At 62.6% G+C, this 21,594-nt stretch carries 20 protein-coding genes and 1 pseudogene; 9 read left to right on the top strand and 12 right to left on the bottom strand.

What is annotated here, in order from left to right:
- Positions 1–130 precede the first annotated feature (130 nt).
- Both SZ63_RS10635 and SZ63_RS10640 read left to right on the top strand, forming a co-directional pair.
- On the top strand, positions 131–1,972 hold the full coding sequence (locus SZ63_RS10635) for an ABC transporter ATP-binding protein (RefSeq protein WP_048185289.1): 1,842 nt from the start codon (positions 131–133) through the stop codon (positions 1,970–1,972).
- A 46-nt stretch (positions 1,973–2,018) separates the two neighbouring features.
- Complete coding sequence (locus SZ63_RS10640) at positions 2,019–2,732, top strand: DUF5714 domain-containing protein (RefSeq protein ID WP_052959133.1); 714 nt, start codon at positions 2,019–2,021, stop codon at positions 2,730–2,732.
- Here SZ63_RS10640 and SZ63_RS10645 read toward each other — a convergent pair.
- Entirely contained in the window at positions 2,717–2,908 is a 192-nt protein-coding gene (locus SZ63_RS10645) for a hypothetical protein (RefSeq protein ID WP_048185206.1), read from the bottom strand. The genes SZ63_RS10640 and SZ63_RS10645 overlap by 16 nt on opposite strands.
- 90 nt (positions 2,909–2,998) lie before the next feature.
- Between SZ63_RS10645 and SZ63_RS13200 the strand changes: the two are divergent.
- Positions 2,999–3,223 (top strand): annotated as a pseudogene (locus SZ63_RS13200) (metal-dependent hydrolase); the annotation flags it as partial.
- An 83-nt stretch (positions 3,224–3,306) separates the two neighbouring features.
- Positions 3,307–3,684 (top strand): hypothetical protein, encoded by a 378-nt coding sequence (locus SZ63_RS13205; RefSeq protein ID WP_241481328.1) that lies wholly within the window; start codon positions 3,307–3,309, stop codon positions 3,682–3,684.
- Positions 3,685–3,689: 5 nt separating this feature from the next.
- Here SZ63_RS13205 and SZ63_RS10655 read toward each other — a convergent pair whose 3' ends face one another.
- Entirely contained in the window at positions 3,690–4,271 is a 582-nt protein-coding gene (locus SZ63_RS10655; protein ID WP_048185209.1) for an archaellin/type IV pilin N-terminal domain-containing protein, read from the bottom strand.
- Positions 4,249–4,809, bottom strand: coding sequence for an archaellin/type IV pilin N-terminal domain-containing protein (locus tag SZ63_RS10660; RefSeq protein ID WP_048185213.1), 561 nt, complete (start codon positions 4,807–4,809; stop codon positions 4,249–4,251). The genes SZ63_RS10655 and SZ63_RS10660 overlap by 23 nt, the downstream gene beginning before the upstream one ends.
- A gap of 144 nt (positions 4,810–4,953) precedes the next feature.
- Here SZ63_RS10660 and SZ63_RS10665 point away from each other — a divergent pair, with 144 nt between their 5' ends.
- Together SZ63_RS10665 and SZ63_RS10670 are read left to right on the top strand one after the other, a co-directional pair.
- Positions 4,954–5,925 (top strand): DUF1616 domain-containing protein, encoded by a 972-nt coding sequence (locus SZ63_RS10665; protein ID WP_048185215.1) that lies wholly within the window; start codon positions 4,954–4,956, stop codon positions 5,923–5,925.
- A 210-nt stretch (positions 5,926–6,135) separates the two neighbouring features.
- Positions 6,136–6,630, top strand: coding sequence for a hypothetical protein (locus SZ63_RS10670; protein ID WP_048185219.1), 495 nt, complete (start codon positions 6,136–6,138; stop codon positions 6,628–6,630).
- A gap of 265 nt (positions 6,631–6,895) precedes the next feature.
- Here SZ63_RS10670 and SZ63_RS10675 read toward each other — a convergent pair whose 3' ends face one another.
- From SZ63_RS10675 to fdhF (SZ63_RS10690), 4 genes are all read right to left on the bottom strand, one after another.
- The gene (locus tag SZ63_RS10675; protein WP_048185222.1) at positions 6,896–8,134 is read right to left on the bottom strand and encodes a Coenzyme F420 hydrogenase/dehydrogenase, beta subunit C-terminal domain; all 1,239 of its coding nucleotides are present in this window, start codon (positions 8,132–8,134) and stop codon (positions 6,896–6,898) included.
- 2 nt (positions 8,135–8,136) lie between these two features.
- On the bottom strand, positions 8,137–10,203 hold the full coding sequence (gene fdhF / locus SZ63_RS10680; protein WP_048185225.1) for a formate dehydrogenase subunit alpha: 2,067 nt from the start codon (positions 10,201–10,203) through the stop codon (positions 8,137–8,139).
- Positions 10,204–10,417: 214 nt separating this feature from the next.
- Positions 10,418–11,569, bottom strand: coding sequence for a Coenzyme F420 hydrogenase/dehydrogenase, beta subunit C-terminal domain (locus SZ63_RS10685; protein WP_048185227.1), 1,152 nt, complete (start codon positions 11,567–11,569; stop codon positions 10,418–10,420).
- A 2-nt stretch (positions 11,570–11,571) separates the two neighbouring features.
- Positions 11,572–13,638 carry a formate dehydrogenase subunit alpha gene (gene fdhF / locus SZ63_RS10690; RefSeq protein WP_048185231.1) on the bottom strand — a complete coding sequence of 689 codons (2,067 nt, stop codon included), beginning with the start codon at positions 13,636–13,638 and terminating at the stop codon, positions 11,572–11,574.
- Between the two features lie 425 nt (positions 13,639–14,063).
- Here fdhF (SZ63_RS10690) and SZ63_RS10695 point away from each other — a divergent pair, with 425 nt between their 5' ends.
- Entirely contained in the window at positions 14,064–14,678 is a 615-nt protein-coding gene (locus tag SZ63_RS10695) for a hypothetical protein (RefSeq protein WP_241481325.1), read from the top strand.
- A gap of 50 nt (positions 14,679–14,728) precedes the next feature.
- On the opposite strand, the gene SZ63_RS10700 is transcribed toward SZ63_RS10695, so the two are convergent.
- Together SZ63_RS10700 and SZ63_RS10705 are read right to left on the bottom strand one after the other, a co-directional pair.
- Positions 14,729–15,658, bottom strand: a complete 930-nt coding sequence (locus tag SZ63_RS10700; protein WP_048185235.1) for a hydantoinase/oxoprolinase family protein — start codon at positions 15,656–15,658, stop codon at positions 14,729–14,731.
- Positions 15,655–16,542 (bottom strand): ATP-grasp domain-containing protein, encoded by an 888-nt coding sequence (locus SZ63_RS10705; protein ID WP_048185237.1) that lies wholly within the window; start codon positions 16,540–16,542, stop codon positions 15,655–15,657. The genes SZ63_RS10700 and SZ63_RS10705 overlap by 4 nt, the downstream gene beginning before the upstream one ends.
- Positions 16,543–16,625: 83 nt before the next feature.
- Between SZ63_RS10705 and surE the strand changes: the two genes are divergently transcribed.
- Positions 16,626–17,417 (top strand): 5'/3'-nucleotidase SurE, encoded by a 792-nt coding sequence (surE, locus tag SZ63_RS10710; RefSeq protein ID WP_048185239.1) that lies wholly within the window; start codon positions 16,626–16,628, stop codon positions 17,415–17,417.
- A 21-nt stretch (positions 17,418–17,438) separates the two neighbouring features.
- On the top strand, positions 17,439–18,137 hold the full coding sequence (rpiA, locus tag SZ63_RS10715; RefSeq protein ID WP_048185242.1) for a ribose-5-phosphate isomerase RpiA: 699 nt from the start codon (positions 17,439–17,441) through the stop codon (positions 18,135–18,137).
- On the opposite strand, the gene SZ63_RS10720 is transcribed toward rpiA, so the two are convergent.
- The 3 genes from SZ63_RS10720 to acs form a co-directional block, all read right to left on the bottom strand.
- A complete protein-coding gene (locus SZ63_RS10720; RefSeq protein WP_048113275.1) occupies positions 18,126–18,506 on the bottom strand; it encodes an ArsR family transcriptional regulator in 381 nt (126 codons plus the stop codon). The genes rpiA and SZ63_RS10720 overlap by 12 nt on opposite strands.
- A 327-nt stretch (positions 18,507–18,833) precedes the next feature.
- The gene (locus SZ63_RS10725; RefSeq protein ID WP_048185244.1) at positions 18,834–19,397 is read right to left on the bottom strand and encodes a TATA-box-binding protein; all 564 of its coding nucleotides are present in this window, start codon (positions 19,395–19,397) and stop codon (positions 18,834–18,836) included.
- A 42-nt stretch (positions 19,398–19,439) separates the two neighbouring features.
- On the bottom strand, positions 19,440–21,338 hold the full coding sequence (acs, locus tag SZ63_RS10730; RefSeq protein ID WP_048185246.1) for an acetate--CoA ligase: 1,899 nt from the start codon (positions 21,336–21,338) through the stop codon (positions 19,440–19,442).
- Positions 21,339–21,594: the final 256 nt, after the last annotated feature.

Genomic DNA, 21,594 nt, shown 5'->3' on the forward strand with positions numbered 1-21,594 from the left:
GACGGTTCCGGACATTCCGGTGCGGCCCGCCCCGACCTCCCGGGCGCAGGTATTATACGGCAGAACGGTATGGAACTGCAACGGAGACCCGGCAAAAGACCGGAGGCCGCTCCTCAACAGGACCCATACCATGAGCATAGCAGACTGCTGCAGGCGAACCGTCGCCTTCACCCGGGATATCATGCGCCAGCCGGCGACGGCGAGGAGCGATCTCGGGTTCTCCGACCTCGCCTTCTTCCTCCGGTTCGCCCGGCCGATCAGGATGGTGGGCGTGCTGGCCCTCGCGGCGACCGCTCTCGTCTCGGCAGCAAAGACCGTGCTCCCGCTCAGCATCAAGTTCTTCATCGACAACATCCTGCTCGGCGGGACGGAGGCCTCCGGCGCCGCCCTCGCAGGGGCCGGTGGACTCCTCTCGTCGCTCGACACCCTCATCGCCGCCCTCCTGGCGCTCGGGCTTTTCACCGGCGGCATGGACCTCGTCCGGAACTACTGGACGGCCCGGTTCCGGGAAGGCTATGCCTTCAATCTCCAGACCGCCCTCGTCGAGCACGTCCTGAGTTTCCCGCTCTCGTATTTCAAGTCGCAGCAGACCGGCTACATCATGTCCCGCCTCTCCGACGACGTCCAGATCCTGCAGTACACCGTCTCCCAGTATCTCCCCCTGATCATCGCAAACGCCCTCTACGTCACCTTCACCCTCGCCGTTCTCTGCATCTTAAGCCTCAGGCTGACCCTCGTCGTCGCCGCCTTCATCCCGCTCTACCTGCTGGTCAACGCCGTCTTCATCCGGCGGATCCGCGCCGCCACCCACCGGGAGCGCGAACGGCAGGCCCACGTCTCCCGCGACATCCAGGAGGTGATCTCCGGCATCGACACGGTAAAGACGCACGCCGCGGAGGACCGGGAGGCGCACCGGGTCTCCACGACGCTTGCAAAGGTGGTCGATGCCCGGATCAGGAACACGATGCTCTCGGCGTTCTCGGAGTACTTCAGGATCGGCACGATGTCGCTCATGCTGATCGCCGTCTTCTGGGTCGGGGGGAACGAGGTGCTCGCCGGGGGCATGACCGTCGGGGACTTCGTCGCGTTCGCGGTCTACGTCGTGACGTTCGCCCCTACCGTCAACACCTTCTTCGCCTTCCCCGTCGTCATGCAGCCGGCGGCGACGTCCGCCGCCCGCCTGGGCGAACTCTTCTCGATGCACGGGGAGCCGGCCGGCGGCGGGGTCGTGCCCGCCGCGGTGCAGGGCAGGATAGAGTTCTCCGGCGTCCGGTTCGGGTATACGGAGTCGGAGCCGGTTCTCGCGGACGCAAACCTCGTCATCCGTCCCGGCGAGGTGGTCGCCGTCGTCGGGAGAACGGGTGCCGGGAAGACGACGCTCGTGAACCTGATCCTCCGGGGGTTCTCGCCGCAGGAAGGCACGATCACCCTCGACGGCCGCGATCTCGCGGCGCTCGACCCCCGCTGGCTGCGGCGGCAGGTGTCGCTGGTCTCGCAGGATCTCTTCCTCTTCCACACCACCATCGAGGAGAACATCCGCTACAGCAGGCCCGGCGCCACCTTCGAAGAGATCGTCAATGCCGCACGGAAAGCGCAGATCCACGACGACATCACGGGGTTTCCGGACGGATACCGGACGGTCGTCGGGGAGCGCGGAACCCAGCTCTCCGTCGGTCAGCGGCAGCGGGTCGCCATTGCGAGAGCGTTCCTCAAAGACGCGCCCATCCTCATCCTCGACGAGCCCACGTCCGCGCTCGACATGCAGACCGAGGAGCAGATTCGCCGGACGCTCCGGCTCCTGGTCCGGAACCGGACGACCATCCTCGTCTCCCACCGTCCGTCGCTCCTGACGCTCGCCGACCGCGTCCTCGCGATCGAAGGCGGGCAGGTGCGGGAACAGCAGGGAACGGATCTCCCGCCGGGACCCGATACCGGGCGCATACACCGCCCCGGCCAATCCGCGGCCACCTGATTCACCGGGCCAGAGGATTATGGGATACGGCGACACACCCTATGGCATGGAGCATAAGGCAGGATGCCTGATCTGCGGCAGGGATCTCGTATACGGCGAGGAGCCCCGCGACCTTGCGTGCGCCGTCTGCGGGGAGGTCATGGGTACTGCGGTCGCCTGCGAAGCCGGGCACTTCGTCTGCGACCGGTGCCACGGCCTGGAGGCGCTCGACCTCATCGAACAGTTCTGCATCGCAACGGATCTCGAGGACCCGCTTGCCATCGCCTGTATCCTGATGCGGTATCCGGCGGTCAGGATGCACGGGCCGGAGCACCATTTTCTCGTGCCCGCATCCCTCATCGCCGCCTACTGCAACCACCAGGGGGAGCCGGGGCGAAAAGGGGAACTGCTTGAGCGGGCCCGCACGAGGGCCGGCATGGTTCCGGGCGGGGCCTGCGGAACTCACGGCACCTGCGGGGCGGCGGTCGGCACCGGCATCTTCGTGAGTCTGATCACCGGGTCAACGCCCTTAAAAAAGCAGGAATGGTCGCTTGCAAACCAGATGACCGCACGGAGCCTGATGACAATAGCCCGGCACGGCGGCCCCCGGTGCTGCAAACGCGACTCGTGGCTTGCCATCCGCACCGCGATCACGTTTCTTGCCGAGCGGTTCGGAGTAGACCTCCCGGTAGAGGAGACGGTACGGTGCGAATTCAGCGATATCAACCGCGAATGCCTGCGGGAGGAGTGCCCCTTCCACGCGGGCTACCCGACGGGGTGACCCGCAACCCGGAGAACGGTTACGATGATAAGGTAGCCGGCAACGGTTCCGGCAAGCGTCGCGGCGACTGCGATCAGGCCGTCGCCCCAGTGCATGCGGCTCCACCACCCCGCCGCGCTGCCGATGAGGAACGAGGCGAAGATGATGAGGATCTCCTGCCGATCAAGCGTTGCCATAACCCGGAGAGTTATCGTCGCTCTCCGGCCATATCGTTTGCCCCACCCCGAACAGCAGGAATATAACCACCGGCATCGTCTTCATGAAAAGTGTTCGTCGCCTGCCACCTCTTCCTCGGCCTCATCCTGGGCCTCGCGATCGCCGGACGCCTGGACGACCGGCGTCTCATCGGCTTCTGTGCTCTCGGGGCAGTTCTCCCCGACCTCATCGATAAACCGGTCGGCCACATTCTTCTTGCAGGCACCCTCAATTCCGGGCGAATATTCGGGCACGGGCTGCTCTTTCTCGCGCTCCTCGCGGTTGCGGGCATCGTCCTGTACCGGAGACGGGAATCTTTCGCCCTCCTCGCCGTCGCCGCCGGCGCACTCTCCCACCGGTCCTCGACGCGATGTGGGCGATGCCCGTCACCTGGTACTTCCCGCTCCTCGGCCCGTACGAGGCTTACGAGTACACCGGCTACTTCGGCGGCGCCGTCATGGCGGAAGTGTCGTCGCTCTCCGAATGGATATTTCTCGCGGCATCGACCGGGATCGCCCTCGCCGCCTGCAGGGGCTTTTGTTCCGGCACTTCCAGGATCGCCGCGGCGCTCGTCCGCATCTCCGTCCCGCTCCTCGGAGTCCTTGCCCTCGTCTCCTTCCTCGCCTGGGCGGCCTGCATCCCGGAGAGCATCCTGATGGCCGGGGCAGGCCCGGAAGATTACCTGCTGCTTGCAGTGGTGAGTGCTGTCGGGATCATCGGGGTGATGCGGCACCGGAAGATCCTGGATGCCGGGTAGAGACGTCAGTCGAGACGGGTGAACGTGGTGATGCTGCCCGGCACCGTCCTCTCCACCCGGAGCACCGGCCTCCCTGCCGGCTTGATCTCGATGGCAAACGTCCGGTACGACCTGCAATCCGACCGGTTGACCGGCGAGATGTTCAGTACGTACTGTTCGCCGGCCTCCAGAAGATGATCGGAATCGGCGTTCAACCGCTCCTGGACACTCCAGCGCCCGATTGTGGGAACGGCGTCGATGAGAGGATCGTTCTGGTAAATCGTCTCCTTGTGCGCGGGACCGATCAGGCGGACGGAGACCGTGGTGATGTCGATCGGCTCGCTGCCGGCGGCGAGACCGACCGGGACGATGATGGAATCTATCCTTCCGGGAGTGTTGCTGATGCCGTATACGCCGCCGGTCACGGTGAGGCTCGACCCGGCCTCCTGGATGCCCTGGTGAACGACGGATCGGCTCTCCTCGGAGAAGAGGATACCCGCCCCCAGGACGACGTACGCAAAGACGGCTGCAACGACGACGAATGCTATGAGCACGATCGCAGCCTCGAGTCCGGTGAACCCGGCTTCAGAAGAGTTCGACGTAGACATTCTTTCCAATACCGGCGGGAACGTTTCTGGTCAACGCAGCGGTCTCCCCGCCTGCGGCGGTCATCTGGATCGTGAACGTGTCTCCGCGCCCGATCTCAACACTTTCCATCTCCAGTCTTACCGTGACGACCTCACCCGTCTCAAGGAGGGGGCCGCCATCTTCCGGATACCGCCAGGTGACGTTTATGGCGGGGTCGCCGGGGGGGAACGTGATGAGGGTCTCCTTCGTGGCGATGGTGTAGGTCATGCTCCCCATATCGATGACGGCGAGATCGGTCGCGGTCTCGAGATCGAACTCTATGAAATCGAGAAAACCCTGATCGTTATCCAGCTTGGCAATGACCGATTGTCCCGGGCGGAGGGCGGATCCGGCTTCCCCGAGAGCAGCATACATCGTCTCCTGGCTCTTCTGCGACGTGGTCATGCCCACCCCGAGAACGACGTACGCAAAGACCGCTGCGACGACGATAAAGGCGATGAAGACGATGGCCGCTTCCAGTCCGGTGAACGCCCGATCGTCCCAGTCTTTCCGGGGCATATGAATGCGGGTTTGTCGCGCTTCGATTAAAAGGTGCTGATTTTTCCCGCAGTCCCGTCTTCATGGGCTCCAGGAGTCCGTATCCCCCAAACAGGCCCTCACCGGAGAACCTATTTATACCATGGCTTTTTATGGGGTAACAGAATGACAGCCGAAACCACCGCAGGCCTTCTCATCGGTTCCCTGGATCCCCGCACCATCCCGCTGGACTTAAAAGGCGTCTATCTCTGGGCCCTCCTCGCCCTTGCCGGCATTTACGTCCCGATCATCAGCGAGAGCCCCCTTCGTGTGGTCGTCGTCCTGCCGTTCATCCTCTTCATCCCCGGCTATCTCCTGACCGCGGCCCTCTTCCCGGCAAGAGACGACCTCGACGGAATAGAGCGCATCGCCCTCTCGCTCGGGGTCTCCATCGCCGCCGTGCCGCTCTTCAGCTTCGCGCTCAACTACACGCCCTGGGGTATCCGGCTCGACTCCATCGCCGTCACCCTCCTGGCGTTCAGTCTTGTCGCCGGCCTTATCGCGCAGTTCCAACGCCGCAAGCTGCCAGAAGAGAGCCGATTTGCGGTTCCTTTCGGCACGTGCCTCGCCGCGATAAAGGAGGAATTTTCCGGCGGTTCTCCATCCCGGTTCGACCGGGTCCTGAGCGTCGTCCTCATCGCCGCCGTCCTCGTGGCCATCGCAACGACGATCTTCGTCACCGCGGTCCCGAAAGAGGGAGAGAAGTTCACCGAGTTCTACATCCTCGGACCGCGAGGAAAAGCAGCCGATTACCCGACCGAGTTCATGTCCGGAACGCCGCAGACGGTCATCATCGGGATCGGGAACCACGAATACCAGGATATCACCTACACGGTGGAGACGTTTGCCGTGGAGAGCAGGTTCAATAACGCGACGAACCGGTCGACGATCGTCTCGGCGACGCTTCTCGACCGGTTCTCCGTCACGGTGCCGCACAACCGGACCGTCGAGCAGCCCTACTCCTTCCGGATCATGGACCCGGATACGAACCGGCTTGAGTTCCTCCTCTTCAAGGAGGCGCCACCCGACAACATCGCCAGGAACAATCTCACCGGCGCCGGCTACCGCAACCTGCACCTCTGGCTGCGGGTGCATTGACCGGAAACGGGCTGCACGCGGGAGTTTCTGCGCCGGGTCACGGGAGGCGAAACACCCATGATCCCGGAGATACCCCTCACCCGGATCTTTCGAGATTCTCTATTTTCAGAAGAATGCAGCATGAAAATCAGTTATCGAGTTGTTAGACCCAGAGAAGGTTTTCCAAATGATTAAATATCCAAACAGTATATGGTTCACCGAGGTACACGAATGAGACGCGGAATTCCGGTCGCCTCCCTCCTGGTCCTGGCTCTTATGGCGGCACCTGCCGGGGCATTCACCACGGATAACCTTCTGATAGCTGTGGACGAGGACGGAAGCGCAGATATCACCATTAACTACACCCTCTCGTGGATCGAGAGGATCGCAGTCTTCTTCAAGATCGCCGATCCGGAGCGGGAGCTGAAGTCCGCGCTCGAGGATGCGCTGGGGGTTCCCGTAACGGTGGTCTCGGCCGAGAGCGATGTCGCTATATTCTCCGTTCAGGAGTTTGCGGAGATCGACGGCACCGACGGAGGACGGGTCTACTCGACACCGGGACTCGACTTCACCGGGGCGCAGGAGGTAATCGACGGCTACTGGTTTGCATCGCTGGTCGAGACGGACCTCTCCCCGGGCCTGACGGTGGTCCGGTTCCCGGACGGCCACGAGGAGACGTTCTCCGACCAGAGCGCAATCCCGCCCCTCTCCCACACGGTTCCGTGAACGGGGCTTATCTCTCTTTTTTCGCACGGAAAATCGTAGTTAAACCGGAAGCAGGCTACACTCATTCACATTCCCTGATGCGGGTTCCTGCCTGCCATCAGGGAGAGGGGATGCAATAAAACGAGCCGCCGGCAGCCATACCGGACTTCGCGCGTGTCGCGGCTCAAAGACCTGTGGTCTTCTCACGCTTCGCTAACCATCCACCAATGCCGGAGAGCCATCGCTAACCGGTCGCAGCCTGCTAAAAAAAGGGAGAGATTTCTCCTTACTCGAAGATGTTGAAGATCTGGTCGCTGCCGGTGTCGGAGAGACGCTTGCGTTCCGTCTGTTCCTCGACGAGCGCGAGCACCGGGAGCTCCATGTCCACACCCGGGGTGTGGCCGAACATCTCCTCGAGATCGACCTGCAGAGCGTGCATGAAGAGCGCGTTCGGGATATCCATCGCGCAGTTCTCCTCGCACTGGCCGCAGTTGATACACGAGTCCGAGATGTGGGCGTAGCGGATCAGGTGGAACATGAAGGGCGGCGGGACCTGACCGGGCTCGACCAGGTAGGCCTTCTTCGTGCTGCACTCCACGCAGTAGCAGATCGGGCAGTTCTCGATGCAGGCGTAGCACTTGATGCACCGGCTCGTCGCGTCCATGATCTCCTTCAGGCGGTCCTTGCCCTCGCCGAGCGCCTCGAAGTCCTTCTTCCGCCACTTGTCGCCGAGTTTCAGCATCGCGTTCTCGACCTTGCCGCGGATCTCGATACCCTTCGGGTTCGCGGCCTCGGTCTTGAGTTCTCCGGCCTTTATGGCTGCATCAAGGAGGTTTGCACCCTTCTCGGAGCAGACCTCGACGAAGGTGGCCTTGCCGGCCTTGTCGCCAATGACGCCCCAGTTGCCGCAGGCGAGATCCGCCTGGCGCGGGACTTTCATCTTGCAGCGGCGGCAGTTGCTGCGGCGGCCGTAGCCTGCCTCCTCGAGTTCGTCCATCGAGATGCCCTTGTGCTGGCCGTCCTTCGTGACGATGATGAACTGACCCTTGTCGATCTCTTCCTTGACGACCGAATCGGGGTCGACCTCGAACTTCTCGGCGATCATCTTGCGGGCGGCGACCGGGCTGACGGACCCACCGCAGTTGAGACCGATCAGCAGGAGGTTGTCCAGGTTGACCTGGTTGCGCTTCGCGAGCTCGTAGAGGCCCATCGCGTCGCAGCCTTTCACCGGAACGGCGATCCGCATATTCTCGGCGCCGTCCAGGTACTTCTTGACCAGTTTCGAGAGCAGGAGCGTTCCGCAGTGGAGCGAGCCTGCCGTCTGTGCGATCTCGGCCGGGTCGGTGATGAGTGTGGGGACGGCATCGTAGAGATCCTGTCCCTTCTTTACGGCAAGGACAGCGTCCACCATGCCGGACTTGAGCGCGTGCGTCAGCAGAGCGGTGACCGCTCCGCCGCACTCGCCCTTCTCCTGGCAGGCGGCGTCGGCTGCCCATGCGTAGACCATATCGCCAATTGCAGCCATCTTCAGGCCTCCGTAATCTTCTCGACCTTCACAGCACAGGCCTTGAACTCGGGGATCTTTGCGATCGGGTCGAGCGCGTTGTTCGTCAGGACGTTCGCTGCACACTCGGCGAAGTGGAACGGCATGAACATGACGCCCTTCTTGATCTCGTCGGTCACTTTCGCTTCGACTTCGACCGATCCGCGGCGGCTGCTTGCCCTGACCATTTCCTTGTTCGCTATGCCGAGTTCTTTTGCGTCCTCGGTGTTGATCTCGATCCAGCCGGTCGGAACCTCGTTATCGAGCGTCTCGGAGCGGCGGGTCATGGACCCGGTGTGCCAGTGCCAGATGCACCGTCCGGTGGTGAGGATGTAGGGGTACTCCGCGTCCGGGACTTCCGCCGGGGGTTTCCACTCGATGGGGTGCATCACGCCCATTCCATCGGGGTGCGAACACTTGCCGATGTGCAGGATAGGCGTGCCGGGGTGGTCAACGGACGGGCAGGGCCAGTGGAGTGCTTCGGGCCGGTTGAGCCGCTCGTAGTTCATGCCGGCATAGGACGGGGTGACCTTCGCGATCTCGTTGAAGATCTCCTCGGCGCTCTGGTAGGGGAACTGGGCGGCGTAGCCCATGGCGGCTGCCACTTCGCAGAGGATCTGCCAGTCGACCTTTGCCTCGCCGGGCGGGTCCTGGGCCGTGCGCCACATCTGGACGCGCCGCTCGGTGCTGGTCTGGGTGCCTTCCTTCTCTGCGTAGCAGGAAGCGGGCAGCACGACGTCCGCGTGCTGGGCGGTCTCGGTCAGGAAGATGTCCTGCACCACCAGGAACTCGAGCTGCTCGAGTGCGTGCTCCGCGTGGGTGAGGTCCGGGTCGGAGAGCATCGGGTTCTCGCCCATGATGTACATCGCCTTGAGCTCGCCGGGGTTGTCGGTGAGGACGTTGAACATGACGGTGACCTCGTAGCCGTTCTTCGGCTCGCAGATGCCGTCGGGGAAGCCCCAGGCGTCGGCGAACTTCTTGTGGACGGCCTCGTCGATGACCTTCTGGTAGCCGGTGAAGACGACGGGGAGACATCCCATGTCGCAGGCGCCCTGCACGTTGTTCTGGCCACGGAGCGCGTTCACGCCACCGCCACGCTTGCCGATGTTTCCGGTAAGCATCTGGAGGTTTGCGGTCGACTTGACGTTGTCGACGCCGACGGTGTGCTGGGTGATGCCCATCGAGTAGAGGAGCGCGGTGGACTCGGCGTTACCGATCCATTCGGCTGCGGTCTTGAGGTCCGCAGCGGGAATACCGGAGATCTTCTCGACGTTCTCGGGGAGATAATCGTCCTTGAGTACCGTCGCTTTGAGTTCCTCGTATCCCTTTGCACGCTTCGAAACCCATTCCTTGTCCTCCCATCCGTTCCTGATGATCTCTCCCATCAGGCAGTTGAGGATGGCCACATCGGTGCCGGAGTAGAAGGATGCATAGAGATCCGCCTGCTTCGCGGTCGGCGTGTAGCGCGGGTCGAATACGATGACCTTTGCGCCGTTCAACTTGGCCTGAACGATCTTGCGGCCGATGAGCGGGTGCTGCTCGAATGTGTTGGACCCGATGACGAAGACGCACTTCGACTCGGCGATGTCGAGGATGGAGTTGGTCATCGCGCCGGAGCCGAACGAGGCGGCGAGGCCAGCGACGGTGGACGCGTGGCAGAGCCGGGCGCAGTGGTCGACGTGGCGCGTCTTGAAGACGCCGCGTGCCAGTTTCATCAGCAGGTAGTTCTCTTCGTTCGAGACACGGGCTGAGGAGAGGCAGGCGATCTCATCGGGCTTATACGACTTGAACTTCTGTGCGATCAGGTCGTAGGCCTCGTCCCAGGTCGCCTCGACGAACTTGCCGTCCTTCTTGATGAGCGGCTTTGTGAGGCGGTCCGGGCTGTTCACGAATTCGTGAGCGTAAGTGCCCTTGGGGCAGACTTTTCCCTCGTTGACCGGAGAACGCTTGTAAGGTTGTGTGCCGACAACCTTCCCGTCCTTCACGACGAGGTTGAAGCTGCACCCCGTACCGCAGTACGGGCATGTAGTCTGTACATACTTGAGATCCATGGTAAAAACCTCGGATACATAGAAATACGAGGTCCAGGATATTTAACTATAGTGATTAACACCCACATTTTTGATGAATAAGTGTGGGCCAGGGCCTGCCTTTTGCCGGGAGCCCGGTACGATATCGACCCTTCTTGCCCGAACAGGCATTCCGGAGCATGGAACCAGCCTGATCCCGGATGCGCTCAGGAATAATGCATCAGGCAAAAAATGGTTAGTTGGTATAGGGCGCCTTCCCGAGCTTGGGTTCGAACGCGGTGTCGCCCTCGGATCTGACGGCGTGGGAGAAGAGCGCAAGCGGGATATCCATCGGGCAGAGTTCCTCGCACTGGCCGCAGTTGATGCAGGAGTCCGAGATGTGCGCGAACCGCCGCAGGTGGAACATCGGGTTCGGCGGAACCTCTCCCGAGACGACCATCCGGGACTTTCCCTTGAGTTCGTCCGCTGCCGGGAAGCAGACCGGACAGTTCTCGATGCAGGAGTAGCACTTGATGCACCGGCCGGTCTCGCGGGCGATGGTTCCCCAGAGGTCGGAGGCGAGCGCTTCGAAGTCCTTCTTCCGCCACTTGTTACCGAGGTTCAGCATGGCGCCTTCGACCTTGCCGCGGATCTCGATACCCTTCGGGTTCGCAGGCTCCGTGGCGACGGCTCCGGCTTTTGCTGCCGCATCCAGGAGTTTTGCCCCCTTCTCGGAGCAGACTTCGACGAACGTGGCGTTGCCGGCTTTTTCCCCGATGACGCCCCAGTTCCCGCAGGCGAGATCCGCCTGGCGCGGGACCTTGTAGAGGCACCGGCGACAGTTGCTGCGGCGGCCGTAGCCCTCGTCCTCGAGGTCGTCGATCTTGATCCCTTTATGACCGCCCTCGTACTCGATGATGAACTGGCCCTTGTCGATCTCCTCTTTGTGGACCGCATCGGGGTCGACCTCGAACTTCTCGGCGATCATCTTGCGGGCCAGGACCGGACTGACGGAGCCGCCGCAGTTCACGCCGAGCAGGAGGAGGCGATCCATATCGACCGCATTCCGCTTCGCGAGCTCGATAAGGCCCATCGTGTCGCAGCCTTTGACGGTGACGCCGAGCTTTGCGGTCTTATTGGCATCAAGGTAGTCCTTCACCAGCTTCGAGAGCAGGAGCGTTCCGCAGTGGAGCGAGCCTGCCGTCTCTGCGATCTCCGCAGGATCGGTGATCACGGTCGGGACCGCGTCGTAGAGGTCCGCACCCTTCCTGACGGCAAGGACAGCGTCCACCATGCCGGACTTCAGGGCATACTGCTGCAGGGCGGTGATCGCACCCCCGCACTCTCCCTTCTTCAGCACGTCGGCATCCGCCGCCCACGTGTAGAACATATCGCCAATCGCCGCCATCTTCAGGCCTCCGTAATCTTCTCGACCTTCACAGCACAGGCCTTGAACTCGGGGATCTTTGCTATGGGATCGAGTGCGTTGTTCGTCAGGATGTTCGCTGCGCACTCCTTGAAGTGGAACGGCATGAACATGATGCCCTTCATGATGTCACCGGTCACCCTCGCGGGGACGTCGACCGACCCGCGGCGGGTGACGGCACGGACCTTCTCCTTGTCCCTGATGCCGAGCGCCTTTGCGTCCTCGGGGTTGATCTCGATCCAGCCGGTCGGGACTTCCGCATCGAGGGTCGCGGAGCGGCGGGTCATCGTGCCGGTGTGCCAGTGCCAGAGGACACGGCCGGTCGTGAGCACGAACGGATACTCCGCGTCCGGGACTTCCGCCGGAGGTTTCCACTCGATGGGGGCAAAGACCCCGAGCCCGTCAGGGTGGGCGAACTTCGCCGTGTGGAGGATCGGGGTTCCCGGGTGGTCGGCGGCGGGGCAGGGCCAGTGGAGTGCTTCGGGCCGGTTGAGCCGCTCGTAGTTCATGCCGGCATAGGACGGGGTGACCTTCGCAACCTCGTCGAAGATCTCCTCGGCGCTCCGGTAGGGGAACTGGGCGGCATAGCCCATCTTCGCGGCGAGTTCGCTGATGATCTTCCAGTCTTCCTTCGCCTCGCCGGGCGGGTTCTGGGCCGTGCGCCACATCTGGACGCGCCGCTCGGTGCTGGTCTGGGTGCCGTCGCGCTCCGCGTAGCATGCCGCAGGCAGAACGACGTCGGCGAGTTCGGCGGTCTCGGTCAGGAAGATGTCCTGGACGACCAGGAACTCCAGGCTCTCGATGGCGTGCCTGACGTGGTTGAGGTCCGGGTCGGAGAGCATCGGGTTCTCGCCCATGATGTACATGCACTTGAGTTCGCCGGGGTTGTCGGTGAGGACATCCATCATGACGGTGACCTCGTAGCCGTTCTTCGGCTCGCAGATGCCGTCGGGGAAGCCCCAGGCGTCGGCGAACTTCTTGTGGGCGGCCTCGTCGACGACCTTCTGGTAGCCGGTGAAGACGACCGGGAGCGCGCCCATGTCGCAGGCGCCCTGGACGTTGTTCTGGCCGCGGAGCGCGTTCACGCCGCTGCCGGGTTTGCCCAGGTTGCCGAGCAGCATCTGGATGTTCGCCACCGACTTGACGTTGTCGACGCCGACGGTGTGCTGGGTGATGCCCATCGAGTAGAGGATCGCGCCGGGCTTGTTGGTGCCGAGCCACTCGGCCGCGGTCCTGAGGCTCTCGACGGGGATGCCGGAGATCTTCGAGACGCTCTCAAGGCTGTAGGCGTCCTTCATGACGACTTCCTTGAGTTTCTCGTAGTCCTTCGTGCGGTTGGCGACGAACTCCCTGTCCTCCCAGCCGTTTTTGATGATCTCCTGCATCAGGCCGTTCAGGATCGCGACGTCGCTGCCGGAGACGAACGGCATGTAGAGGTCGGCCTGCTTCGCGGTCGCGGTGTAGCGCGGGTCGGCGTAGATGATCTTCGCGCCGCTCTTCTTCGCCTGCATCACCCTGCGCCCGATGAGCGGGTGCTGCTCGAATGTGTTGGACCCGAGAATGAAGACGCACTTCGACTCGGCGATGTCGAGAATGGAGTTGGTCATCGCACCGGAGCCGAACGCCGCCGCAAGGCCCGCGACGGTGGAGGCGTGGCAGAGCCGGGCGCAGTGGTCGATGTGGCGGGACTTCATGACCCCGCGGGCGAACTTCATCAGCAGGTAGTTCTCTTCGTTCGAGACACGGGCCGATGCAAGCGCCGCGAACTCGTCGGGCTTGTACGACTTGAACTTCCTGGCGATCAGGTCGTAGGCCTCGTCCCAGGTTGCTTCCTCGAATTTGCCGTTCTTCTTGATGAGCGGCTTTGTAAGGCGGTCCGGACTGTTCACGAACTCGTGAGCGTAGGTCCCCTTGGGGCAGACCTTCCCCTCGTTTACGGGTGAGCGGCGGTACGGTGCCGTTCCGACAACTTTGCCGTCCTGGACGACAAGGTTGAAACTGCACCCCGTACCGCAGTAAGGGCACGTTGTGGCAACATATTTCATCGTCATGTTTTTGTCACCTCTGTGACAAACCGACTATCAGGCGTTAAGTTACTTAAATTATGTTAGTTAACTAACTTTATCCGCCCTTTGCCGGCAGAATATAGGGGCAAACAACAATTCGCACCAGTTATTTAGGTTTTTACGTACGTGAGAAGTACCGGAACATCGACCCCAATCGGGATCAAGACCAGGCATAAGTGCTGAACCGATGCCCGGGCGGCAGCATCTCCGGGCGCACAAGGGTCAGGTTACCCCGGGCCGAAGCCAGGACGGCGGAACAGGCAAAAACCGGCGCTTTCCGGGACACTCTCCTGCGGGCTGCAACCACCCCCATGCCGTCCGTTCCCGTTTGACGGGAGAGGTTATTATCGGTGGACGCATACCCCTCCCATACAACTGCACGGGAGAGAGTTGCCATAGCAAAGAAGACAGTGCCAATCCCACCGATGCTCGTCGACCTGGTGGGAAACGCCCTCGCGTCGATGGACGGCGTGATATTCGCCGACCTCGACGCCTGCCCGTCGTGCGGGGGCCAGGTGATCGGGCACGACATGCGGGCAAAACGGTTCGCCGTCATACTCGATAATGAAAAAGAACGCACCATCCGGGTCTTCGTGAAGCGTTTCTACTGCCAGGACTGCAGCGGCCTCTGTTATGCGGACGCCCCGTTCTATCCCGACACCCGTCTCGCGTCGCCCATCGTCGATCTCTGCCATCTCCTCTCACGGCAGATGCCCTTCAACCAGGTGGCGCAGCACCTCCGGGCGATGGGGATCGTCGTCGACCGGGGGACGATCCGGAACTACGCCTCCCGCGACTTCGGGACGATCCCCGCGACCGACATCTTCGGTTTCCTGTTACCGCTCTCCCTCTTAAACCTCGCCACCTTCACCCTCGACCGTGAGCGGCGTCCCATCGTAGGGGCAGAAGCGCTCGTTGCCTGCGGTTTCCCACCCGCAGGCAGGGCATCGTTTCGCAACAGGGGGGCGCCCGAAGAGCGGGATCAGCGGGATGAGCAGAAAGAGAAAGAAGAACGGGAATCCTAGCGCAAGCGATACGGCCGTGACGGCGACCGATACCGCGAGCAGAAGAAGGGTCAGGTTCCACCGGCTCGCCGTAGCGCCACCTCCCTGACAGAGTATGCCGGCAGTGCATCCGAGACCTCTCCGATCTCCTCCTCAAGCGTAACGCCGCCGAGTTCCCGGGCAAAGAGGTTTGCTCCGATCCCGGCCGTGATCACCCGCCCGGCGCCGCTCCGGGATACTGCATGCTCCACTGCGCGGGCGATCAGCGTTCTCTGGGTGTCCCAGAACTGCCGGGCGACCGCTAACGCCCCGTCCCGCCCAATCTCGTCGAGATCGGCGCAGACCACCCGGGCAAGTCTCCGGAGCGCCGCATCAGGGGTTTTTTCGCCGTCGTCGGGTGCAGGGGAGGTGTAGTCCTCCGGGGCGATGTGGCCGAGCGCGAGGTGGGCGTCGGCGCTTGCGGCGAAGTATTCGGTGCTCACCGGGGTCGCCGTCCCGTCGAGCGTGACCGACGATACCAGCGTCGCGACGTTCGTCCGGAGCATACCGGTATAGACAAGGTACCGCTCCTGGAGCCTCCGGGTGTCCGTCAGACCTTTCAGTTCCTCAAAACGGTTCAGGGGGATGACGTCGGCGGTAGTGCTCCCGACGTCGAGGAGCACCGCGTCGGCGTAGTTCTCCCGCAGGTAGTCGGCCGACGCCAGCCAGTTCGCGGCGGCAAGGGCCGGAACCGGCCGCGTATGGAACGCCGCGTCGGTGCCGTAGAAGACGGCGCCGGGGATGACTTCCTGAACCGCCCCGACGATCCACCGGATGCCGTCCATCTTGCTTGCAAAACAGTCGGCGAGCTCCCCGCTCATCACCACGGCGGCGGGCTTTCCGGCATAGGGTTTGAGAAGATCGGCGAGCGGCGCGCCCTGCCAGAGGGGACAGTAGTGGATATGCACGCCGGTATCGTCGACGACCTTGAGGTTCGCGCCGCCGATATCGATCCCGATCATAGCCGGTGAAGCCCCCCGTCCTTGTCGAACCGCACCCTCCCGGAGAGGTGCACCTCCACCGGCGCCTCGCCGTGCGACGCTCTGACGAGTACGTCGGCGATCTCCTCCTCCATGACGGCCGAAATACCGACCAGGCTGGTCGTGGGCCTCGGGTTGACGTCCACGACGTAGATCCGCTTCCCGACGACGACGTCGATCCCGGCATACCCCTGGCACCCGAGGACGTTCATCGCCCGGACGGCGGCATCGACGATCTCCTCCTCGCGATCGGGATGGACGGGCGTCTCTCCCCCGAGGTAGAGGAACCTCCCGTCGTCCGCGACGGCGATCTCCTGTTGGTTGACGGCGAGCAGGAGCGGCGGGGCGCCCGAGTAGAACTCGCAGACGTTGCCGGTCACCCGGCTCCCCACCAGGCTCACGCTCAACGCCTCTCCTTCGACGTAGGCCTGTGCAAACTCGCCGGCTCCCGGCTCCTCATCCGTCAGCCGGACTCCGAGGGCGCCGCAGCCCATGATCGGCTTGACGACTCGCCTCCCTTCCCCGGCAGCGGGGGGGACGGCTATCCCGTTCCTGGAAAGGATATCCGCCGTCCGCTGCTTGTTGGCGCAGACCGCCGCGTTCATGCTTCCGCACCCGATGTTGTGGGTCAACCCTTCGAGGAGGTGCGTGTACCGGAAGAGGAGGTGATCCGGTGCGATGACCATGCCCACGTCGCACTCCGGCGCGAGTCTTTTGATCTCGCCCTCGAAGTCGGGGCGCTCGGGCGTCACCACCTCGTAGCCGCACCGCTCAAAACTCCCGTGTATGGCGGCGAGCATGGCGGCGCCCTCGGGCGCGAGCTCGGGGTCGTTGCATACGGAGTATTCGGCGAGAAAGACCTTCATTGCAGTAGAGGTCAGCTGCAAAGGACTTGACCCTGACGATCGGGCAGGTTTTTGATGCGCGGGGACCATCCCTATAGACAAGGATGAAGCCCAAGATTCTGCTCACCAACGACGATGGGATAACCTCTACGGGACTCTGGGCGGCATACGACGCGCTCGCGCCGATCGCCGACGTCACCGTGGTCGCGCCCGCCACCCAGCAGAGCGCCGTAGGAAGGTCCATCTCCATCTTCGAGCCTATCCGTGCGAACCAGGTGACGATGAACGGCGTGACCGCCTACTCGGTCGGCGGGAAACCGACCGATGCCGTGATCATCGGGCTGTTCGCGCTGCACCTCAACCCCGACCTCGTGGTCAGCGGGGTCAACATCGGCGAGAACCTCTCGTTCGAATCGATCATGACCTCGGGCACCGTCGGGGCCGCGCTCGAGGCGTCCAACCAGGGTGTGCCGTCCCTTGCCTTCTCGCTCCAGGTGGAGGACCAGGGCGACAAGTTCGACGACCCCTCGCGGATCACCGACCGGTACTTCGACGCGAAACGGGTGATCCGCGAGATCTGCGAGAAGGTTCTTGCAAACGGGTTTCCCGGAAAGGCTCACGTCATCAACGTGAATATCCCGGCGCAGGTGCGCGGCGGATACGAGATCACCCGTCTTGCCGAGAAACTCTTCTACACCGGCGTGGAGGAGCGCCTCGACCCGCGCGGCCGTCCCTACTACTGGATCGACGGGCCGCTGTACGAGGATGCGGAAGAGGGAACCGACGTGCACGCGGTGCAGAGGGGCAACGTCTCCATCACGCCGATCACCCTCGACTGCACGGCGTATGCCGCCGCGGACGAACTCAAGGAAGTCTTCGACGGCATGCATATCTGAACGGGAGGAGAAGAGTACAGCATGAGTGCAGCAGAACAGGCGGCATCGAAGCGGAACGCAGGCTACCGCGCGGCAGAAGAGGTCGAGGACGGGATGAACGTCGGGCTCGGCACCGGGTCGACCGTCTTCTTCGCGATGGAGCGGCTGGGCGAGCGGATAGCAAAGGACGGGCTCTCCATCGCCGGCGTCCCGACCTCCTACCAGGCGGCCATCCGGGCACGCCGGTACGGCATCCCCCTCACGAGCCTCGACGAGCACCCCGAACTCGATATCGCCATCGACGGCGCCGACCAGGTCGATCCGGCTCTCCGCCTGATCAAGGGGCGCGGAGCCGCGCTTCTGCGGGAGAAGTGCGTCTGCGACGCGGCAAGGAGGGCGGTCGTCGTCGTCGACGGGACAAAGATGGTGGAGACCCTGGACGCGCCCGTGCCGGTCGAGGTGCTCCCGTTCGCCGTGGAAGCGGTCTCCCGCCGGCTTGCGGCGCTCGGTGCCGATCCGGTTCTCCGGGAAGGGGTGAAGAAAGACGGCCCCGTCGTCACCGACAACGGCAACTTCATCGTCGACTGCGGTTTCGGGACGATCGCGGATCCCGGGCGCCTGGAGACGGAGATCGCCTCGATCCCCGGTGTACTGGAGTGCGGCCTGTTCTGTGCCTACACGGAAAAAATAACGGTTATTGTCGGTGAGGAGAAAGGTTGCAGCGTCGTATCACTGCATTGAGATGCATTCCCGCATCTTCTGGATAAGGTCTAACTGATGCCGGGCTTCTTTCTTCTTTTCTTTCTCGATTGTATCCATGATCTCCGTTATTGAGCGCGAGAGCGTGTAGATCTTCACCGGCCTTCCTTTGCTCTCCGACTTGCTCTCGCGGGTATCGATCCAGTCGCATTCTTTGAGGTAGCGCATGGCGATGCTGACTTCGGGCTGGCGGAGATCGGTGCCGCGCTCGATGTCCCGGGATGTCGCTTCCTCGGTATTTGCCAGATATACGAGCACTTTGGAGACGTTTCGCTTGATACCGATACCCATCAGGAGCTCGGCGAGTTCTTCATCGCGTGGCGTAAAATACCGTACCTTATCGGACCTCATCCATTCACCATCAGATAGTTATCTATTGTTTTAAATCTGACTATAAAAATATTATTATTTCAATGGGAGATCCGGCGATTGTGATTGTTTTAAGTGAATAGATGAAGCATCAAACCCATGAGAACGCTCTTTTCTTCACCGGATCACGCTTCCACCGGCAGCAAGAGAGTGCTCTCCGGCAGGAAGATCGGAAGACGGCGGCCATGCCATCGGCCGGGGTACCTGCGGCTGCCCAGGTTGCACCGGAGATTCGAAACGGCCCTTACGGGTAGCCGACGGCCCCAGGGCGCTTATGGTCTTTTAGAAAAAGAGAAGGTCAGACGGGTTTCAGATGAGACCGAGACTGGATAGTTCGGAGAGAATCCGCTGTACCGCACGCTGGGCATCCTCGGGCACCTTGCCGCCCGTGATGATCAGTTTGCCGGACCCGAACAGGAGGACGACCACCTTGGGGTCGTCGAGCCGGTATACAAGCCCGGGGAACTGCTCGGGCTCGTACTCGATCTTGTCCAGATTGAAGCCCACGGCAATCTTATTGAGATTGATCGGCGTCCCGAGGTCTGCGGACGTAACGATGTTCTGGATCTTATACTCCGGGTTCTCGGGGATGTCGATGCCGAGCGCCCGCAACTGGTCGGCGAGGATCTGCAGGCCCCGCGAGAGGCTGTCGATGCTCTTTGCGCCCGTCAGGACGACCTTGCCGGAACCGAAGACGAGCGCGGCGATCTTCGGATCCTGCATCCGGAGAACGACGCCGGGGAACCGCTTCTTATTGTATTCCGCGTCCTTCAGCCGGGACGCAAGAGAAGGCAGATCAAGAGAATCCGTCACTTTCGCGGAAGCGACGATATTTTCTATCTTGAGGGACTCCTCTGGTCTGTGCTCATTCATATATATAGCATGCTTAAAAAAGGTATATAAATAGTTGGTTTTCTACTCCTCCAATGTCGAGATATCACCGGGGTCCATACCCAGCTCCTGTGCTTTCAGGACCCGCCTCATGATCTTGCCGCTCCGGGTCTTTGGGAGCGACTCGACGAAGTCAATCTCGGAGGGGATGGCGATGGGACCGAGCGTCATCCTGACGTGGTAAACGAGATCGTTTCTCAGTTTCTCACCGGGCTTCTGGCCGTTCCGGAGGATGACGAAGGCTTTGATGGTGTTCCCCTTCAGGGCGTCGGGTTTGCCGATGACGGCGGCCTCCGCCACGGCCTCGTGGGAGACGAGCGCGCTCTCGACCTCGGCCGTCCCGATGTTGTGCCCGGCAACGACGATCAGGTCGTCGGACCGCCCGATGACCATGATGTAGCCGTCCTTGTCCTTCACCGCGAGGTCGGCCGCGGTGTAGCAGCCGGAGATGGTGTTCCAGTACTTGCAGTACCGCTCGTCGTCGTTCCAGATCGTCCGCATCATCGACGGCCAGGGCTCCTTGACGACCAGGAGGCCGCCCGTCCCCGGCGGACACGGGTTGCCCGCCATATCGACGACGTCCGCGACGACGCCCGGGATCGGCTTCCCGGCGAATCCGGGGCGCATCGGCTCGCCGATCATCGTGGTCACCATGTGCATCCCGGTCTCGGTCTGCCACCAGGTGTCCACGATCGGGCACCGGTCTTTGCCGATGGTGCGGTAGAACCACTCGAACGCCTCGGGATTGAGCGGTTCGCCGACCGACCCGAGGATGCGGAGCGACGAGAGGTTGTAGCGGTCCGGCCACTCTTCACCCACCCGCATGAACATCCGGATGGCGGTCGGTGCGGTGTAGAAGATGGTGACGCCGTACTCCTCGATGAGGTTCCAGTAGGTGCCCGGGTCCGGGTAGTCGGGGGTTGCCTCGGCGATGAGGCAGGTGGCGCCGTTCAGGAGGGGGCCGTAGACGCCGTAACTGTGGCCGGTGATCCACCCGGGGTCGGCGGTGCACCAGTAGATGTCGTTGTCCTTGACGTCGAAGACGTGGCGGGTGGTGTAGTACGTCCCGACCATGTAGCCGCCGCAGGTGTGCACGATGCCCTTCGGGGACCCGGTGGTGCCGCTCGTGTACAGGATGAAGAGCGGATCTTCCGCATCCATCGGCTCGGCCGGGCACTCCCGCTCGACGCCCTCCATCAGGTCGTAGTAGTCCACCTCCATCTCGGGGTGGAGTTCGACGGGCTTGTCGAGGTCCCGCCGGAGGATGACGATCCGCTCGACGGAGGGCGCGTTGACGACCGCCTCCTCGACGATGTTCTTGAGCGGGATTGCCTTGCCGCGCCGGTAGGTGACGTCGGCGGTGACGACCACCTTCGCATCGGTGCCCGTGATGCGCTGGTTGAGCGCGCTGACGCCGAACCCGCCGAAGACGACCGAGTGGATCGCCCCGATACGGGCGCAGGCGAGCATGGCGACGATCTGCTCGGGCACCACCGGCATGTAGATGCAGACCCGGTCGCCCTTCCCGACGCCGAGACGCTTCAGGCCGTTTGCGAACCGGCAGACGGCCTGGAAGAGCTGGCGGTAGGTGAAGATCCGCTCCTCCTCCTCGGTCTCCCCCCGCCACATGATCGCGACCTTGTTGCGCCGCTGGTTGTGGACGTGGCGGTCCAGGCAGTTGTGGGTGATGTTGAGTTTGCCGTTCAGGAACCACCTGGCGTAGGGGTAGTTCCACTCCTTCACCCGGTCCCAGGGCTGGAACCACTCAAGCTCTCTGGCGACGCCGTCCCAGAACCCGTCGGGGTCCGCAAGGAACTCACGGTAGGCCCGGTTGTAGTCCCCGACCCAGGACTGTTCCCTGCAGTGGGCCTGGGGGGTATAGTACTTCGCCTCCTCGAGTTTGACATCAAAGTTTTCCGCCATCCGTGTACCTCGATTATACATTATTAATAATGAATATTGTATATCAACATTCTGGTTGAGGGGCCGGATTCGCCTGAAGGTAAACGGCAGGGAACAGTTGCCGATACCGCACCGAAAGGACCGGCGACTGCGCCGGGGCATCCGACTCCCGCGCCGTTATGGGGAATCGAAGCCCGGAGAGGCAGGACCGCCGGGCTGGTGCCGGGACGGGATTGAGGTTTTGCCGGGGACGGTGCCGCGCAACGAGGGGGGCCCG

Origin of the sequence: Methanoculleus sediminis (assembly GCF_001017125.1) — an archaeon.
GTDB lineage: Archaea > Halobacteriota > Methanomicrobia > Methanomicrobiales > Methanoculleaceae > Methanoculleus > Methanoculleus sediminis.

What these genes read in the sequence shown, in the direction of transcription:
- SZ63_RS10635 (WP_048185289.1), top strand. Translation starts at nt 131, where the DNA reads ATGAGCATAGCAGACTGCTGCAGGCGAACCGTCGCCTTCACCCGGGAT.
- SZ63_RS10640 (WP_052959133.1), top strand. Translation starts at nt 2,019, where the DNA reads ATGGAGCATAAGGCAGGATGCCTGATCTGCGGCAGGGATCTCGTATAC.
- SZ63_RS10645 (WP_048185206.1), bottom strand. Translation starts at nt 2,908, where the DNA reads ATGGCAACGCTTGATCGGCAGGAGATCCTCATCATCTTCGCCTCGTTC.
- SZ63_RS13205 (WP_241481328.1), top strand. Translation starts at nt 3,307, where the DNA reads ATGCCCGTCACCTGGTACTTCCCGCTCCTCGGCCCGTACGAGGCTTAC.
- SZ63_RS10655 (WP_048185209.1), bottom strand. Translation starts at nt 4,271, where the DNA reads ATGTCTACGTCGAACTCTTCTGAAGCCGGGTTCACCGGACTCGAGGCT.
- SZ63_RS10660 (WP_048185213.1), bottom strand. Translation starts at nt 4,809, where the DNA reads ATGCCCCGGAAAGACTGGGACGATCGGGCGTTCACCGGACTGGAAGCG.
- SZ63_RS10665 (WP_048185215.1), top strand. Translation starts at nt 4,954, where the DNA reads ATGACAGCCGAAACCACCGCAGGCCTTCTCATCGGTTCCCTGGATCCC.
- SZ63_RS10670 (WP_048185219.1), top strand. Translation starts at nt 6,136, where the DNA reads ATGAGACGCGGAATTCCGGTCGCCTCCCTCCTGGTCCTGGCTCTTATG.
- SZ63_RS10675 (WP_048185222.1), bottom strand. Translation starts at nt 8,134, where the DNA reads ATGGCTGCAATTGGCGATATGGTCTACGCATGGGCAGCCGACGCCGCC.
- fdhF (WP_048185225.1), bottom strand. Translation starts at nt 10,203, where the DNA reads ATGGATCTCAAGTATGTACAGACTACATGCCCGTACTGCGGTACGGGG.
- SZ63_RS10685 (WP_048185227.1), bottom strand. Translation starts at nt 11,569, where the DNA reads ATGGCGGCGATTGGCGATATGTTCTACACGTGGGCGGCGGATGCCGAC.
- fdhF (WP_048185231.1), bottom strand. Translation starts at nt 13,638, where the DNA reads ATGACGATGAAATATGTTGCCACAACGTGCCCTTACTGCGGTACGGGG.
- SZ63_RS10700 (WP_048185235.1), bottom strand. Translation starts at nt 15,658, where the DNA reads ATGATCGGGATCGATATCGGCGGCGCGAACCTCAAGGTCGTCGACGAT.
- SZ63_RS10705 (WP_048185237.1), bottom strand. Translation starts at nt 16,542, where the DNA reads ATGAAGGTCTTTCTCGCCGAATACTCCGTATGCAACGACCCCGAGCTC.
- surE (WP_048185239.1), top strand. Translation starts at nt 16,626, where the DNA reads ATGAAGCCCAAGATTCTGCTCACCAACGACGATGGGATAACCTCTACG.
- rpiA (WP_048185242.1), top strand. Translation starts at nt 17,439, where the DNA reads ATGAGTGCAGCAGAACAGGCGGCATCGAAGCGGAACGCAGGCTACCGC.
- SZ63_RS10720 (WP_048113275.1), bottom strand. Translation starts at nt 18,506, where the DNA reads ATGAGGTCCGATAAGGTACGGTATTTTACGCCACGCGATGAAGAACTC.
- SZ63_RS10725 (WP_048185244.1), bottom strand. Translation starts at nt 19,397, where the DNA reads ATGAATGAGCACAGACCAGAGGAGTCCCTCAAGATAGAAAATATCGTC.
- acs (WP_048185246.1), bottom strand. Translation starts at nt 21,338, where the DNA reads ATGGCGGAAAACTTTGATGTCAAACTCGAGGAGGCGAAGTACTATACC.